The 14484-nt window shown below is 49.4% G+C and carries 12 protein-coding genes; 7 read left to right on the plus strand and 5 right to left on the minus strand.

Annotation, left to right across the window (positions count from 1 at the left end; genetic code table 11):
- Positions 1-145 precede the first annotated feature (145 nt).
- Entirely contained in the window at positions 146-1294 is a 1149-nt protein-coding gene (locus GN111_RS29230; RefSeq protein ID WP_155307134.1) for a TAXI family TRAP transporter solute-binding subunit, read from the minus strand.
- Between the two features lie 131 nt (positions 1295-1425).
- Positions 1426-2397 (minus strand): phosphoglycerate dehydrogenase, encoded by a 972-nt coding sequence (locus GN111_RS29235; protein ID WP_155307135.1) that lies wholly within the window; start codon positions 2395-2397, stop codon positions 1426-1428.
- Positions 2398-2767: 370 nt separating this feature from the next.
- On the opposite strand from GN111_RS29235, the gene GN111_RS29240 reads away from it, so the two are divergent.
- The 5 genes from GN111_RS29240 to GN111_RS29260 all read left to right on the plus strand — a co-directional run bounded on the left by GN111_RS29240 (position 2768) and on the right by GN111_RS29260 (position 6862).
- On the plus strand, positions 2768-3484 hold the full coding sequence (locus GN111_RS29240; RefSeq protein ID WP_155307136.1) for a FadR/GntR family transcriptional regulator: 717 nt from the start codon (positions 2768-2770) through the stop codon (positions 3482-3484).
- 340 nt (positions 3485-3824) lie between these two features.
- Positions 3825-4130 (plus strand): UxaA family hydrolase, encoded by a 306-nt coding sequence (locus GN111_RS29245; RefSeq protein WP_155307137.1) that lies wholly within the window; start codon positions 3825-3827, stop codon positions 4128-4130.
- On the plus strand, positions 4130-5317 hold the full coding sequence (locus tag GN111_RS29250) for a UxaA family hydrolase (protein WP_155307138.1): 1188 nt from the start codon (positions 4130-4132) through the stop codon (positions 5315-5317). The genes GN111_RS29245 and GN111_RS29250 overlap by 1 nt, the downstream gene beginning before the upstream one ends.
- 67 nt (positions 5318-5384) lie before the next feature.
- On the plus strand, positions 5385-5675 hold the full coding sequence (locus GN111_RS29255) for a UxaA family hydrolase (protein ID WP_155307139.1): 291 nt from the start codon (positions 5385-5387) through the stop codon (positions 5673-5675).
- 26 nt (positions 5676-5701) lie between these two features.
- Positions 5702-6862, plus strand: coding sequence for a UxaA family hydrolase (locus GN111_RS29260; RefSeq protein ID WP_155307140.1), 1161 nt, complete (start codon positions 5702-5704; stop codon positions 6860-6862).
- A gap of 159 nt (positions 6863-7021) precedes the next feature.
- On the opposite strand, the gene GN111_RS29265 is transcribed toward GN111_RS29260, so the two are convergent.
- A complete protein-coding gene (locus GN111_RS29265) occupies positions 7022-8470 on the minus strand; it encodes an amidohydrolase family protein (RefSeq protein ID WP_155307141.1) in 1449 nt (482 codons plus the stop codon).
- Between the two features lie 51 nt (positions 8471-8521).
- A complete protein-coding gene (locus tag GN111_RS29270) occupies positions 8522-9349 on the minus strand; it encodes an alpha/beta fold hydrolase (protein WP_170302509.1) in 828 nt (275 codons plus the stop codon).
- A gap of 397 nt (positions 9350-9746) precedes the next feature.
- Between GN111_RS29270 and GN111_RS29275 the strand changes: the two genes are divergently transcribed.
- Entirely contained in the window at positions 9747-10109 is a 363-nt protein-coding gene (locus GN111_RS29275) for a DUF4186 domain-containing protein (RefSeq protein WP_155307143.1), read from the plus strand.
- 95 nt (positions 10110-10204) lie between these two features.
- Here the strand turns inward: GN111_RS29275 and GN111_RS29280 are convergent, their stop codons facing one another.
- Complete coding sequence (locus GN111_RS29280; protein ID WP_155307144.1) at positions 10205-11500, minus strand: tetratricopeptide repeat protein; 1296 nt, start codon at positions 11498-11500, stop codon at positions 10205-10207.
- A 1320-nt stretch (positions 11501-12820) separates the two neighbouring features.
- On the opposite strand from GN111_RS29280, the gene GN111_RS29285 reads away from it, so the two are divergent.
- Complete coding sequence (locus tag GN111_RS29285; protein ID WP_155304909.1) at positions 12821-14203, plus strand: IS4 family transposase; 1383 nt, start codon at positions 12821-12823, stop codon at positions 14201-14203.
- Positions 14204-14484: the final 281 nt, after the last annotated feature.

The following is a 14484-nucleotide window of genomic DNA, read 5'->3' on the forward strand; positions in this document are numbered from 1 at the left end:
AGGCAACGCTTGAAGCGCAAATCAATTCATTGAGGCTGTATAATCGCCCATTAGCCAGGGGTGAACCCTGCTCATCGATTTCGATGGTCGAGCAGGATTCACCCCTGAATTGTTCAGCAAAGATGCAACTGTCGTAATAGTGGCGTCATTCGCCCAAAGCCTTGGCTCTTTCCTTGACCCAGAATGCAGGGAAATCTTTGGATTTAATCTTCTGGTCCTGGGCTTTGTCCACGGCCTCTTCCCACGCAGCCTGGACCTTTTTCAGATGATCCAGCCTGGCATCGTTCCAGGCCTGGTCCTCGGCCGTCCAGACTCCGATTTCCTTCAAGTAGCGAACGGCACCTTCATGAAACGGAACGTCGGCAGGCGTACTTCCGGCCAGGTGGATCTCCCAGTTCGGCATGTTCTGGTGGGAGTTTTTGTATACGTCATAGCTCTGGTGAACCGCTTTGAGAAAGTTGTAGATCAGATCCGCGTCCGCGTCGGCATAGGTAATGGCCATGGGGAATCGCTGCTGGGCAACCCCTTTGGGATGATTTTCCTCGATATCGATGCCCTTGGACTCCTTTACGGCTTTCAAAAAGGGCGCATGTTTTTTCAGACGGGCCCAACCTTCGTTGTCGTCCGAGTAAAGTTCGAGCAGATGCGCGCCTTTCGGCGAAGCCGCGGCCTTGATGATGCCGCCTTTGGTCGTGCCGCCGATGGCATCCACGCTGCCTTCGATCAGACCGTTCAGTGAAGCTCCGAAACTGGCGAACTCGACTTTTTCGACGTCGTCCCAGGTCAGGTTGCCGAAAGCAAGGTATCCGGTCGTTTTCACATTGAGGCTGGGAGAGCCGATGACCCATGCCACCCGGCGTCCTTTGAGATCCTTGATGTCTTTGACGCCGCTGGTATTGGTCGTATATAAACAGTGGGTCGCCGGTGGTGCGATGACGCAGCGAAGATCCTGCGGGCCCCATTCATAGGTCGAAAAATCGTAAAGACCTTCCGAGGCGAAGTACGCCCCATTTCCCAAAAAGGTCATTTCGACCCGTTTGGTTTTCATCGCCAGGATTCGGCTGGTATCGGAACCGGTCGGCATCAGACGAACCTTGACGCCGTACTTTTTCAGCAGCCCGTCAGCGATAGCCGAGGTCTGAATATAGGCGCCGGCACCGACATCGTAGCAGCTCCAATGCATCATTTTCGGCAGTGTGACATCGCTGTCCGCAGCCGCTGCCATTCCCGAGCTCATCAGACAGACCGCAACGATGGTAGTAAACAAGGCAACTTTATAAAATCGGTTTTTCATGTTCTTCCCTCCCCATATGCACAACGATTGAAATCCATGTTTCGAGGTCCTTTCTCTATGCTACAAAAAAAAGAATTACCACCTCCTTTATCAACATTATTTTCAAGTGACTTTAATATCATTCACCGAGTTCAGTGCGTCGCCTCGGGATTGACCAGATTTTCCAATTGCCGTCCGCTGAAAAACGAATGAATGTTGCGAGCGCAAATCAGCCCGATTTCCCGGGCAACCTCGACGGCATAGCCGCCAAGGTGAGGTGTCAGGATGACATTGTCCAGATCGTACAAATCCATGTGGGCGGGCGGCGGCTCCTGGGACAGCACATCCAGGGCGGCCCCGGCGATGGATTTATTTTTCAGTGCGTCGTACAGCGAAGATTCGCAAACCACACCGCCCCGGGCCACATTGACCAGAAACGCGGTCGGTTTCATCCGCCCGATTTCTTTCTCGCCAATGAGATTGCGGGTGGTTTCGGACAAAAAGACATGGATGGATATGAAATCGCTGCGGGACATCAGTTCGTCCAGTGCGAGATACTGGACGTTGTTGGCCTGTGCAAAGCTTTCGTCCTTGTATACATCGTAAGCGACGATTGTCATGCCGAACGCTTTTCCCAGGTGGGCGACTGTCTTGCCGATCTTTCCCATTCCGATGATGCCGAGGGTCTTTCCCTTGAGCAGCGATCCCACCACCTTGGGCCATTGCCCCTGCCTGACAGAAGAATCGCCAAAGGGAATCCTGCGGGCCAGCGATATAAAGAAACCAAACGTCAGCTCGGCTACGGCATCCTTATTCACTCCCGGGGCATTGGTCACCGTGATCGCATTTTTGCTTGCCGCTTTGACATCGATGTGATCTACACCGGCACCAGGCTGGGTGATGATTTTCAAATGGGGTGCGTTTCGGATGACATTGGCCGTAATCGGCATAAGCCCGCTGATAAGGGCATCGTAGCTGCCAATTTTTTCGATGATTTCCGCCTCGGTCATTTTCGCGGTTTGGGCAACCCTGTCCACCTGATATCCGCGGGTCTGGAGATAATCCAACCCATCGGTTGTAAAATAGCCGAATGACGGCGACATCGACCAAACTTTAATAGCCACTAGCCCTCAGCCCTTCGTTGAGGTTGCTTCTGAAATGAAATGCCAAAATTCGGTGTTGATTTAAACATGGTTATATGATTTAAAATTTGTATGATGAATTTTTTATATTGGTACCCGACAATATGTCAAGCTTTTTTTTTAAATGATCTTATGATAAATAAAGCCTATCGGGATGCATCGCAGATAACGTGTAAGCCACCTCTTTAAGTCCCTGTTCCCGATACCAATAAAATCGATAAACGTACTTTTTCGAAAATGGCATGGAAGAGTTGTGAGCTGATCGTATCCGGTCAAATCATCAAACTGTTGCATTAATAGACGCACCCAGCGGATTCAGTTGTTGAATTGAGCTTTTTAATGGGAGGGAGTCATGAGCAGAACGACCACCAAGGCACTTAAATTTGAGCGAACCCCCAAGCTTGTTGATCAGGTCACAAAATTCCTGAATGACCAAATTGAAAACAACGTGTACGAGGAAGGGGACAAACTGCCGACGGAGAACGCTTTGGTCGAACAACTCGGTGTCAGCCGCCCGGTTATTCGGGAGGCCCTTTCACGCCTTATCTACGACGGCATTCTTGAATCCAGGCAGGGAAGCGGTGTGATGGTCGCAGACTCGGCGAGCAAAATCACCTTCAGGCTCGAACCTTTTGATGACTCCAACATCACGGAATCCAAAAGCCTTTTGGAACTTCGGGCCATTCTTGAGGGGGATGCTGCATTTCTTGCTGCAAAAAGGAGAACTGAGAGCCACTTAAAGGATCTGGAAAAATGTCTGAAAAGAATCCAGGAAACCAGTCACCTGGACGATCAGTCGGTAATCGAAGACATCAAATTCCATGAGTCGATCGCCATTGCGAGTTGTAACCCCTATTTGTCAGATTTTATTGAGTTTTTCCGCAACCGCCTGAAGCCGTTGTTCATGAAAACGCATAGCATCCATCTTCATGGCGATACTTGGAAGTTCGAAGACCACAACAGGATTTATCAGGCGATTTTAAAAAAGGATTCTGAAGGTGCCCGGAACGCCGCCATCCGCCACATTCAATCAGCAGCATCGGGCCTGAAAATCAAACTTTTCGATTGAATCGAATGATAACGGACCGGTCGTCCTCTTTCGTCGAATCCAACCGCTACGCTACGATCATTGGACCCCAATCGGGGCGGTGGCCCTTGCCAACGCCCCGGCGACCAGAATGATCCCCACCCTGTCTCTCCTAACCAATCGAACCGCAGCAATATTTTTCACCGGATAATATAAAAAACATTTGACATGTTGTCTGGTAACTTTATATAAAATTCATCAGACAAATTTTTAGTCACATGTTTTGTCGAGGCCGGATTGAGATTGACTATTAAGGTAAACGCCGGAGCAACCACGCAAATCCCTTAGCCGCATCACACTATTTTTCAAGGAGGAAGGACCCATGCCCGCGAAACGCGCGCTCATCATGAACCCCAAGGATAATGTGGCAACCACCCTCAAGGAAATCCAATCCGGGGACACGGTAGAGATTTCCCGGGGCGACGAGGTTTATACCGTAACCGCCACGGAGGACATTCCCTTCGGTTTTAAAATTGCCGCTGACGACATCCCCAAGGGAGCCACGATCTTGAAATATGGGGAGACCATCGGCTTGGCCAGTCAACCGATTGCAAAGGGCGAACTGGTACACGTTCACAACCTTGAAGGCACCCGGGCACGGGGAGACCTGGAAAGGAGTAAAGAATAATGAGCTTTTTAGGTTATATACGTCCCGACGGGTCGGTGGGAACCCGAAACCACGTCCTGGTCATTCCCCAGGGTCTTATCTCCAAGTCGATCAGTGACTTTGTCGTAGGCACCAAGACCATTCGAACGGTCGACCACGGCTCCGGCCGCACGGCCGAGGATCGTGAAAGGGTAGCTCGCGTTCTAATCGGGCTCGGACTGAACCCCAACGTTGATTCGGTGATCGTGCATGCGGCCAGCCCGGGTGCCATGTATCCTGAGCTTAGGGCCGAACGTCTGGCGGATGAAATCGCTGCCAGCGGTAAGCGGGTGGAAGTCGTCGACCCGGTAAAGGAAGGCGGCGTTTACCGGGCCATTGCAAAAGGGTGTCAACTGGCCCGAATGATGGTGTACGAAGCGTCCAAGCTGAGGCGGGAAGAGGTCGGGGACGAGCATCTCTGTGTGGGCGTGAAGTGCGGGTATTCCGATACCACCTCCGGCATTGCCGGCAACCCGGCCGTGGGATATCTTTTTGACAAGATCGTAAACGCCGGCGGCACCACGTTTTTTGGCGAAACCACCGAACTCATCGGAGCGGAGCAGGCGATAGCCAAGCGTGCGGTAAGCCCTGAGGTGGCCACCGCGCTTCTGGACGCCGTGGCTCATCGGGAAAACCTGGCCAAATCCACCGGTCTGGACATCCGAACCATCAACCCCATCCCGGCCAATATCAAGGCTGGCCTCAGTTCCCTGGAAGAAAAAAGCCTGGGGGCCGTCTACAAGGCGGGTACGACACCGCTTCAGGGCGTACTTCAATACGCGGAGAGACCAAAGGGCAAGGGGCTGTACTTTGTGGACAACTGGATGGGGGCCTATTCCATTTTTGTTGGATACGCAGCGGCGGGCGCCAATCTTGTCATGTTCCAGCTGGGAGGCGGAGGTATGGCCGGCCGCGACCTTCTGGAAGGCACGCCTTCGGTGGTAACACCCTTCATGTGGTGCACCGCCAATCCCAAGACTTACGAAATGACTGGAGACAACATCGACTTTTACTCGGGTACCGTGATCGAAGGAAAGGAAGATCCGGAGCAAGTGGGAGAACGACTCTACCAGACCGTGATCGATATTGCTTCCGGCACGCTCTCACGGAACGAAACCATGGTCTACAACGAACCGATTGATATGTACCTGGAAGGACCCAGATTCTGAGGACTCCCTTATTCCAAGGTCAACCTGCGCAACGTGCCGGTTTGTCTGATCCAGAAAGGACATTCCTATGAATCGTGATGCCATCGTGATCAAAGAATCGGATAATGTCGCAACTGCTCTTCATGATTTGCCGCATGGACAGCCGGCATCGGTCGGGATCGGCGATGAGACGATTTCCGTCATCCTGGTCGGAGATATTGAACTGGGGCATAAGTTCGCAATCCGGGATATCTCCAGAGGACAAAATATTATCAAATACGGGGAAATTATCGGCAGGGCGACAGACCATATTGCCAAAGGTGCGCATGCCCATGTTCAGAATATTGAAAGCCTGCGGGGTCGCGGAGACCTGAGCTGAACAACAGGTTTTAAAGGGGGCGGGAAATGCAGTTCCTGGGATATCGAAGACCTGACGGCCAGATCGGGACGAGAAATTACGTCGGTGTTATTTCAACGGTCGTCTGTGCCAACGAGGTGGCTGAAGATATCGCGCGTCAGGTGGAAGGCGCGGTGAGTTTTACGCATCACCAGGGGTGTTGCCAGACTCCGGTAGACATCAAGCGGGTCAACGATGTCCTGATTGGGCTCGGCAAAAATCCGAACCTGGCGGCTGTTTTGCTGGTGTCGCTAGGCTGTGAGAGCACCGCAGTCAACGAGGTCGCGGAAGAGATTCGCCGTTCCGGCAAACAGGTTGAGGTCGTCGGGTTGCAGGAAATTGGCGGGGCTGCAAGGACGAAAGCCGAAGGGATGCTTATCGTTCAGAAAATGGTGGCCGAAGCTTCGTCCCTGAAACGGGAAAAATGCGGTGTGGAGGACATTGTACTCGGGCTTAAGTGTGGAAGTTCGGATACCACCCAGGGGCTTTCGGCCACACCCGTGATTGGCTGTGTCTCCGATCGGATCGTCGAGGCCGGCGGCACCGCCATCCTCGGAGAAATTACGGAATTCATTGGTGCTGAACACATCGTCGCGAAACATGCTGCCACGAAAGAAATTGGCGAGCAGATCCTGAACCTTGTTGCGCGTATGGAAAACCGGGCCAAAGCTGTCGGCTGCGATATGCGGGGCGGGCAGCCGACGGGTGGGAACATCAAGGGCGGGTTGACCACCATTGAGGAAAAATCGCTGGGAGCCATAGCGAAGGGCGGAACCGCCCCGATACAGGCCGTGTATGAATATGGCGTCAAACCCGATGCAAATGGTTTGGTTGTCATGGATTCGCCCGGCCGGGAGCCTGAAATTCTGACGGGGTTGGCCGCTGCCGGCTGCAATCTCATCGCATTCGCCACGGGCCGGGGGGCGCCACAAGGGTTCCCTTTCGTTCCGGTGGTCAAACTGACCGGAAATGCGCGTACCTGGGATCGTCTACGTGACCATATGGATCTTTCGGTTGCAGGCGTCATCGAGGGATCGGAAAGCCTTGTCCAAGCCGGAAATCGCCTTTTTGATACCATTGTCAAGGTCGCAGAAGGCCAAAAGACCAAAGCGGAGATTACCGGCTATACCCGGGCCATGGATATTTATGTTACCGGACCGGTGATATAGGCTTTTAACAAATACACTTCATGTCTTCAAATCGTTCAAAACCGGTTTTGTTTTTTTAATGGTTTTGGAGAAAAAGAAAAAGGGGTTGCAAGCCGAAGTCTGTAACCCCTTGATTCGTTATAGTTCCCAAATCTTCTGCCCAGCTTTACTTTCTTTACATTATTCAATCGCCAACATTTCCGAGATCGCCTTTTGATCATACCACCGGCCGGCGGCCATAACGCCGAGAATTTTGCGGGCGTTGGCAACATCCTCAAGCGGGTTTTCTTTCAGTAACAGCAAATCGGCGCGTTTTCCCGGCACAATGGTGCCAAACGCATCCCGCCCATTCATGCGTTGTACGATTTCCGATGCCACGACAGTCCCGGAAGCAAGGGCTTCATAAGGGGTAAAGCCGTTTTCGACCAGAATCTTAAGTTCATCGTGCAAGGAGAACCCCGGTACGATCCCCATGCCGCCGGTTCCGGCGTCCGTGGAAAGCAGCAATGGAGTGTTTATCGCTTTCAATGCCGCCAGGAGTTTTTTGTCCAGCAGGTATTTAAACGGCGCGAACACTTCTCCATCCTTGAATTGCAACTGGTGCTTCTCACGGCCCATTCTAAACCGTTCGAGGTAGCTTGGCGGCAGGTACCGGTTCTCCGGTTTTTCCAAAAAACGTTTCGGATCGAACAATTTTTGAACGATACCATCGTCAATGACCAACGTTGTGCAAACTGGAATCGGCTTTTCTCTGAGTTTGTCTACAAGCGCAGCGACCATGGATGTAATCTTTTGTTCCTGTTCCCCGGGAGAAAGTTGAAGCAATGGTCCGAGTCGATTGAACGTCATCTGGATCGCGTACGTCATCCAATCGTCCTCTCTTTCGAAATAGCGTTGGCGATCCAGGTCGGAAAACTCCCATAAGAACTCTTCGATATGCGCGATTTCATCCATCCATTCCGCCATGACGCCCTCCAGACCGACCTGAAACGGGATGTGCCCGGCGACGTATATGTCTATCTTTTTGGCCGTGGACATGATCGAATGGAATTCTTCTCTGGTTACAAAAGAGTAAACCTTGATAAAATCGAAATGCTGATATTTTTGTCTGATAACGATATGTTCCGGATTCTCTTTAAAATGTCCCCGCAACTGCGGACCACAGGTGAGGATATTCGGCCCGGCCAGTTCACCGAATGCGATTTTCTTGCGCCATGCAAGATCGGAACGGCCTTTTTTTCTCCTCGGTCCAAAACAGCGAATGGTCGTAACGCCATTGGCCAGATAAAGCTTCAACGGTGAAACAGGCCAGTTGTCAACCACCCCGTCACGCGGAAGATGCACATGCATGTCGGCCAGGCCGGGCATCAGAAACGTATTCCGACAGTCCATTACAGTTGAATGCGGAGGGATATGTGTCTGGCTGGAAGAGCCTACCGTGATAATTTGGTTTCCCTGGACCACCACGGTCTGGTCTGGAATTACAGCCTCGGTGGTCATGGGAATGAGATTGGCATGAATGAATGCGGTACAACTTTTCTCGGAGGCCATGGCAACCGCGGCAATTTGTATCAATAATGCCCAAATGGCGATTATGAATGACAGACGCACTGGGGGGTCGGTCGACATGATAGCTTCCTTATAAACGATATTTTTTAAGAAAGATGGTGATCGGTAAAGTTATAAAACGGATTTACCTCGATCCAAGAATGGATTCACTTCCTCTTGAATCCATGGACATAGCATTTGTGCAATCTCAATGGCACGCATTTTTTGAATATTGTGGCCTCCCGTCTCAAAGTGCAAGCGCGGGCCGGAAGGCGCTATTTCTTTCAGGATCTCGCTTATCCGCGGTTCAACGATTCTGTCATCTTCCGCCCAGATGACCATTGTCGGTTTGGTCAATTTCTTCAGCGTTTCGCCATGCCGCTTAAAGTTTATACTTGCCGCACATTCCAAAGCCGTTAATACCGTTTCATCGGAGTTTCCAATATGGAATCCTGCCCATCTCAATGCTTTCCTGCCCATCGAGACGATTAAGGGACGGGTAACCGGGTTGCACGCAAGTGGTAACAGGGCTTTATACGTTTTTGGGAAGTGACCGCGATGGGAGTAAGGACCAGCCGATGAAACCAGTACTATGGCAAGAATACGTTCATCCATCGCCGCTGCTTGCGTTGCGATGGCCCCGCCAAGAGAATGCCCCAGCAAAGAGACGCTATCGAGTCCAATGGAATCTATAAATCGCAAGATGAACTGGGCCATACCGTCCATATCCGGGCCTGGATGTGCTGCCCTGGGCGTTTTTCCGAATCCGGGCAAATCGATCCGTATTACTCTTAAATTTTGGCTCAAAGCTGGCGCCAACCAGCGAAAATCAAATGTAGATCCTGGAACCCCATGTACGCAGACCAGTACTGGCCCGAAGCCTTCATCCGTATAGGCGGCCACACCTCCCTGCATTTCAATAAATTGGATTTCGGCGTTGCTTGGTTGATCAGGAACCATTGGAGCCTCCAACCGGCAAGATGGAGATGCCTTCGAATCAGAGAAATTGTTGGGATCTATATCATTGACAGTCTCGCAAAAAGTTAAAGACCTGTCATACCGGACTTGATCCGGTATAGGCCGGAATGACGCCAACTCGCGATTTCCGCTTTTTTGCGAAACCATCATCATTGAGGAAAAGATATTGGTTCCGGTTGAATAAACAGGAAAGGCAGTTTCAGGCTGCGGGGCAGATAAAGTCGAGAATCAACTTCTACATTCGCATGAAAAGGGAATCATTTTCTTCATTAAATGGTTCATGGTAAATATTGATAGAACGGATTGACAGCAATGGCGAAGTTTATCAAAAAAGTCATGCATTCAAAGGATAAAATTTCATAGAAGCGGTCGATATCTAATGACAGCTAAGATTTTAATAGCACTCACCGCCCTCAAGAAATCAAAATTCCGATCCCGGTTCAAATTGACCGACAAGGAAAAGCAATACATCCGGGACAAGGGCATCGACACCATCCGCTCCCACGCCATGGATTTTGTCACCGCAAGGTTGGCGCCGGCGTCGCCCAAAAACGATGGCAAGCAGACGCCGATGAGGGGGCATCCGGTATTTATCGCACAGCATGCAACCGCCACCTGCTGCCGGGGATGCCTGTGGAAATGGCACCGGATTGAAAAGGGGAGAGCGCTCATCCAGGATGAAATCGGGTTTGTGGTGGCGTTGGTGATGGGGTGGATATTGGATCGGTCTCCTCACGGCTGAACCCCATTTTTAAATCGTTTGCCTGGATTCACCGAGCCTCCGGGTGATCGATGAATGGGGCCAATCATGCCCGGTCCCAGATTCCACGTCTATCTCTATTTCAGCCCCTTTTGGGCCACGATCAATAATCCTTTGACTTCCTCCCCGGACTGCTTCCGGATAACGGAGTCGATCCCCTCAAGGGGTGTTAATCCATGATGCTCCAGGCAGTTGCTTATATACCGTTGGGAATGGGCATAACGACCACTGGGAAACAACCGATACCCCATGCTGTCGTCTTCCAATTTTTCCACCGAAAAGGCAATCATCCCTCCGCAAGCGAGATTGGATGATGCGGATCGCATGATCGAATCCAGATTCCCGAAATATACAAATACGTCGGAGCTGTAAATAAGATCAAATGGTTGGGAAAATGTCCAATCCTGAAGGACGTCAAAGACGATGAGATCGTCGTAGATATTTTTCTCCGAAGCCTTTTGAAGCATTTTGGGCGACACATCGACGCCGATCAGGTTTTTTGCATAGGGCCGGTAGAATTGTGAGCCCAAACCGGTGCCGCATCCGAGATCCAGAATCGTCAGATCCTGTTTCAGGTGTGGGTGCACGAGGTTGAACAGAAGTTCAGGGGTCTTGTATTCCAGATCGTTGACCAGGGTCTTTTCGAACGTCCCGGCACACTGATCGAAAATCCTGCGAACATGCTGTGCCGGTGCGGCGTCGGGTGTTGTCGAGGTCCCCAGGCTCTGGAGCATGAAATTCGCCGCCTCATCGCCCGGCTTGATCTCCAGCACTTTGTTGTAATGGTCCTCGGCTGATTTGAATCGCCCGAGTTTCTGTAAAGAGACCCCGAGGTTGAAGTGGGCGGATGCATAATCCGGCTGTAACTCAATTGCCTTTTGGTATGAGCTGGAGGCGTTTTCATTCATATGAAACTCATCCTGAGCCACGCCCAGGTTGTTCCATGCCTCCGCCATGTCAGGAGCAAAAGCCACGGCCCTTCGAAAACAGGAGATGGCTTCCTCCGGCTCGCCGATTTCCCGGTAGGCCACCCCCATATTGTTCCATGCCAAGCCAAACCGGGGCTGCTGCTTAACGATGGCCCTGTAAAGGGTTATGGCTCCCTTGTCGTCTCCCTCCATCTGCTTGAGCCTGCCAAGATTATAGCATGCCGATAGATCGGGGGGATTTAAGCTGGCTGCTTTTTCGAAAACCGTTTTTGCCTGATCCGGTTTAGACCGATCCAAGAAGACCGTTCCGAGTGCGTTCAGCACCGGTCCCGAATCCGGGGTTTCGTTCAATACTTCCAGATAGGCTTTTTCCGCATCGGCGAGCCTGCCTTCGTCGTGGGCCAACTCCGCTTGCTTGAGAATCTTTTTGCAATCGTTTTTCATGGGCTTCGATGGGAGACTAAAAAAGTAGAGCCAGAAAAACAATCAGAAAAATGATGATAGCTGTCAGGACGACCAGTTTGTAAAAAACCTGTTTATTGAAAACGTCTAAATGCTTTTTAATAAAATACCCAAAGTTGGAAAAATCTCTCCCGAAAGTCATTTCTGAGATTCCCATGGAGAATGAAGTTAAATTTCAAATGTGATTTGGCTTTAATCGAATCATCTTGACTGCCAATGTATGATATTGGCAGTAACTTTTCAAACACAACATCCCTGGGCTCAACGCCCCTCTATATTACCGGCAGCGTCAGGATATATATTCAGCGGGGACGTTAAGCCTGTACGGCGGCTGCCGGATGTCGGTGCGCTAAAAATAAATAAATACGTACAATAAATCTTTTCAAAAACCCGCCTAAAAAATTAATTTATCGTGATTACAATGCCATGAATTAATTAATGCCAGTCCAATATTTAAAATATACTTGACAATTAAAAATAAATGTACGTACAAAATAATCAAACGCGCACATATTGGCAATCACTTCCTTTTTATAACCGGACCTTTCTATCTGTTCAGTACTGGCTGTTTGCCCACCCACCCCCAACCAAGAAAGGGGTTTGACAGCATGCCTGTCTTTCGGCAGCGCCTTTCGCATCATGCATGCCGCCGTGCCGTGACCGCCTGATCGTTTATCGGTGATTAGGGCAGTCCGAAGTCAGTCAAGATGTTACAAAAAGAGAAAAGCTGATGGCGGAATTAGAAATTTTCCCTTGGTAAGAATTGCATTGTTTCACAGGGAAATCAATTTTGAATTATCATGTGAATAGTAATGTAATGGGTGTTTACATTCATTGCCTTTAAGTCGCTGAGTTGAATTACTGAAAAGCCAATCTCTCCATCATCGTTTTTTAGAATTGCAAATTCCAATGTGAAAGTAAAATTGCTCATTTCAAACATAGGAGGGGTATTATAGGCTTTTCTTAATGAGTATTTGACTTTCTTTATGGGTTCAACCAATCCAAGAGATATTTCCGGAGAAAAATTTGATTCATCGACCGGCTGAAATGAAAAACTCAGTTTATGGTGTGATTTAGAGGTTAAAACTTGATTTTCAATTTCGTTATCGTAGCCAACAATTTTGACAGCCAGTTTGCCTTTATCCGTTTCAGTAGAAATTACAGCTGAAGTTTCGCAGCTAATTTTTGGATATTTTAGAGGGATAATAAGTTGAAAATATTAGGAAAATAATTGAAAAGCGGCTCTGAGTTTAGTATATTAGACATCGCCAAACACCTAATATCACTAAAGAAAGAACCGCTATGAATTACCCTAATACATTTTCCCTCTCCTTGCAAAAACAATCTGATTCGGGCCGGATCATTGACGACCATGAACTCAATCGTGCGTTCACCGAACTCAAGTTCCGTTCATTGGCCCGACAAAGCAACATCACCAAAAAAAGAGGTTATGAAACACTCTCGCTCATATTTGTTTTCGTACTACTGCCTTTTCTCAAGCGAAGCCTCAACAGTTTCTGTAATGGCGGCTATATACAAAACTACGTCCAGGCCCATAAAGACACGTTCTACCGGTTCTTGAACAATGAACACTTCAATTGGAGAAAGCTGGTCCAGATGTTGGCATCAAAGATCATAGCCATGCGTAAGAATGTCCCATTGAAAGAAAAAGTATTGATCGCCGATGACTCCATCTGTCCCAAATCGGGCAAAGAGATCGAATTGGTCAGCTATCATTTCGATCACAAAGTCAGGCGTTCCATTCTTGGCAATCAGTATCTGCAATTGGGCTTTCATGACGGGTTACATTTTTTCCCTATCGATGGTGCCTTTCATACATCCAGTCACCGGCCCAACACTGATATGCGGAATATCGACAAGCGTACCAACGGCTGGAAACGACGCAAGGAAACGCTGAGTAAAAAAACCGACGTTCTGGTTCAGATGCTCGACAGAGCCTGGAAGTCGGGCCTCGATGCCAGCTTCGTCTTGTTCGACAGCTGGTTTGCCCACGACGATATTATCCGTCGCATCGTTGATGTCGGTTATGGCGTCATCTGCCGATTAAAGCGCAACCGGGTCAAATACGGTTATCAAGGCGGCGCATATACGCTCAAACAACTATGGCAGCAGGTCGCCAAGAAACAGACTGTCTGGATCAAGGATCGCACGATTAAGGGCGTATGCCTCAATGTCACGTTGAAAAAGACCGGCTCGGTTCGGGTACTGTTCGTTTCCGATGGTCGCAAACAGTGGCAGGCTCTGCTTTGCACCGATACCGAGCTGGAGCCATCCCGGATTCTTGACTATTACGCCCGCCGTTGGTCCATCGAAGTATACTTTAAAGATGCCAAGCAGATGCTTTACATGGGAAAAGAGCAAAGCAATACGTTTGACGCTTTGATTGCCAGCCAGAGCCTGGTTATGATTCGGTATCTGCTATTGGTCTACATCCAGATAAAACACGGGCTGAACGCCTGCGTTGGTCCGCTGTTTCGGCAAACGTCGGACGATCAGTCATTGTGGATGTTCAGCCGTGCCGTCTGGGACCGTGTCAAAGAACTAATTTTTAAGTCAAGCGATATACTTTCGTACCGTATCGAACCTGATTTACTTTTTCATTTTATTGATATCATAGAAGATCTCATCGCTGAACAAAGTCGATGGGTTACTGCGAAACTTTAGTTACAGTTAAGGTTACATCAACGCTTTCAATTTTGAAATTGGGACTCCCTAATTCAGAGATGTTGGCTGTTTGGATTTCATTTTTGATTGCAGTTATAACTTGATCGATCTCAAACTCAAATGAGTAGGCGATGTCTGAAACTATAAAAGTAAAAAATAGGAAGGAAAATAGCGAAGCCTTAAGTGTCTTAAAAAATTTTAGTTTTTCCATCTTTTATTCTCTTTTTTTATAAATAGACTCATATGGGTAGCTGCCGGTCTATTATTGTCATAAATTTCCA

This window comes from Desulfosarcina widdelii (assembly GCF_009688965.1).
Taxonomy (GTDB): Bacteria; Desulfobacterota; Desulfobacteria; order Desulfobacterales; family Desulfosarcinaceae; genus Desulfosarcina; species Desulfosarcina widdelii.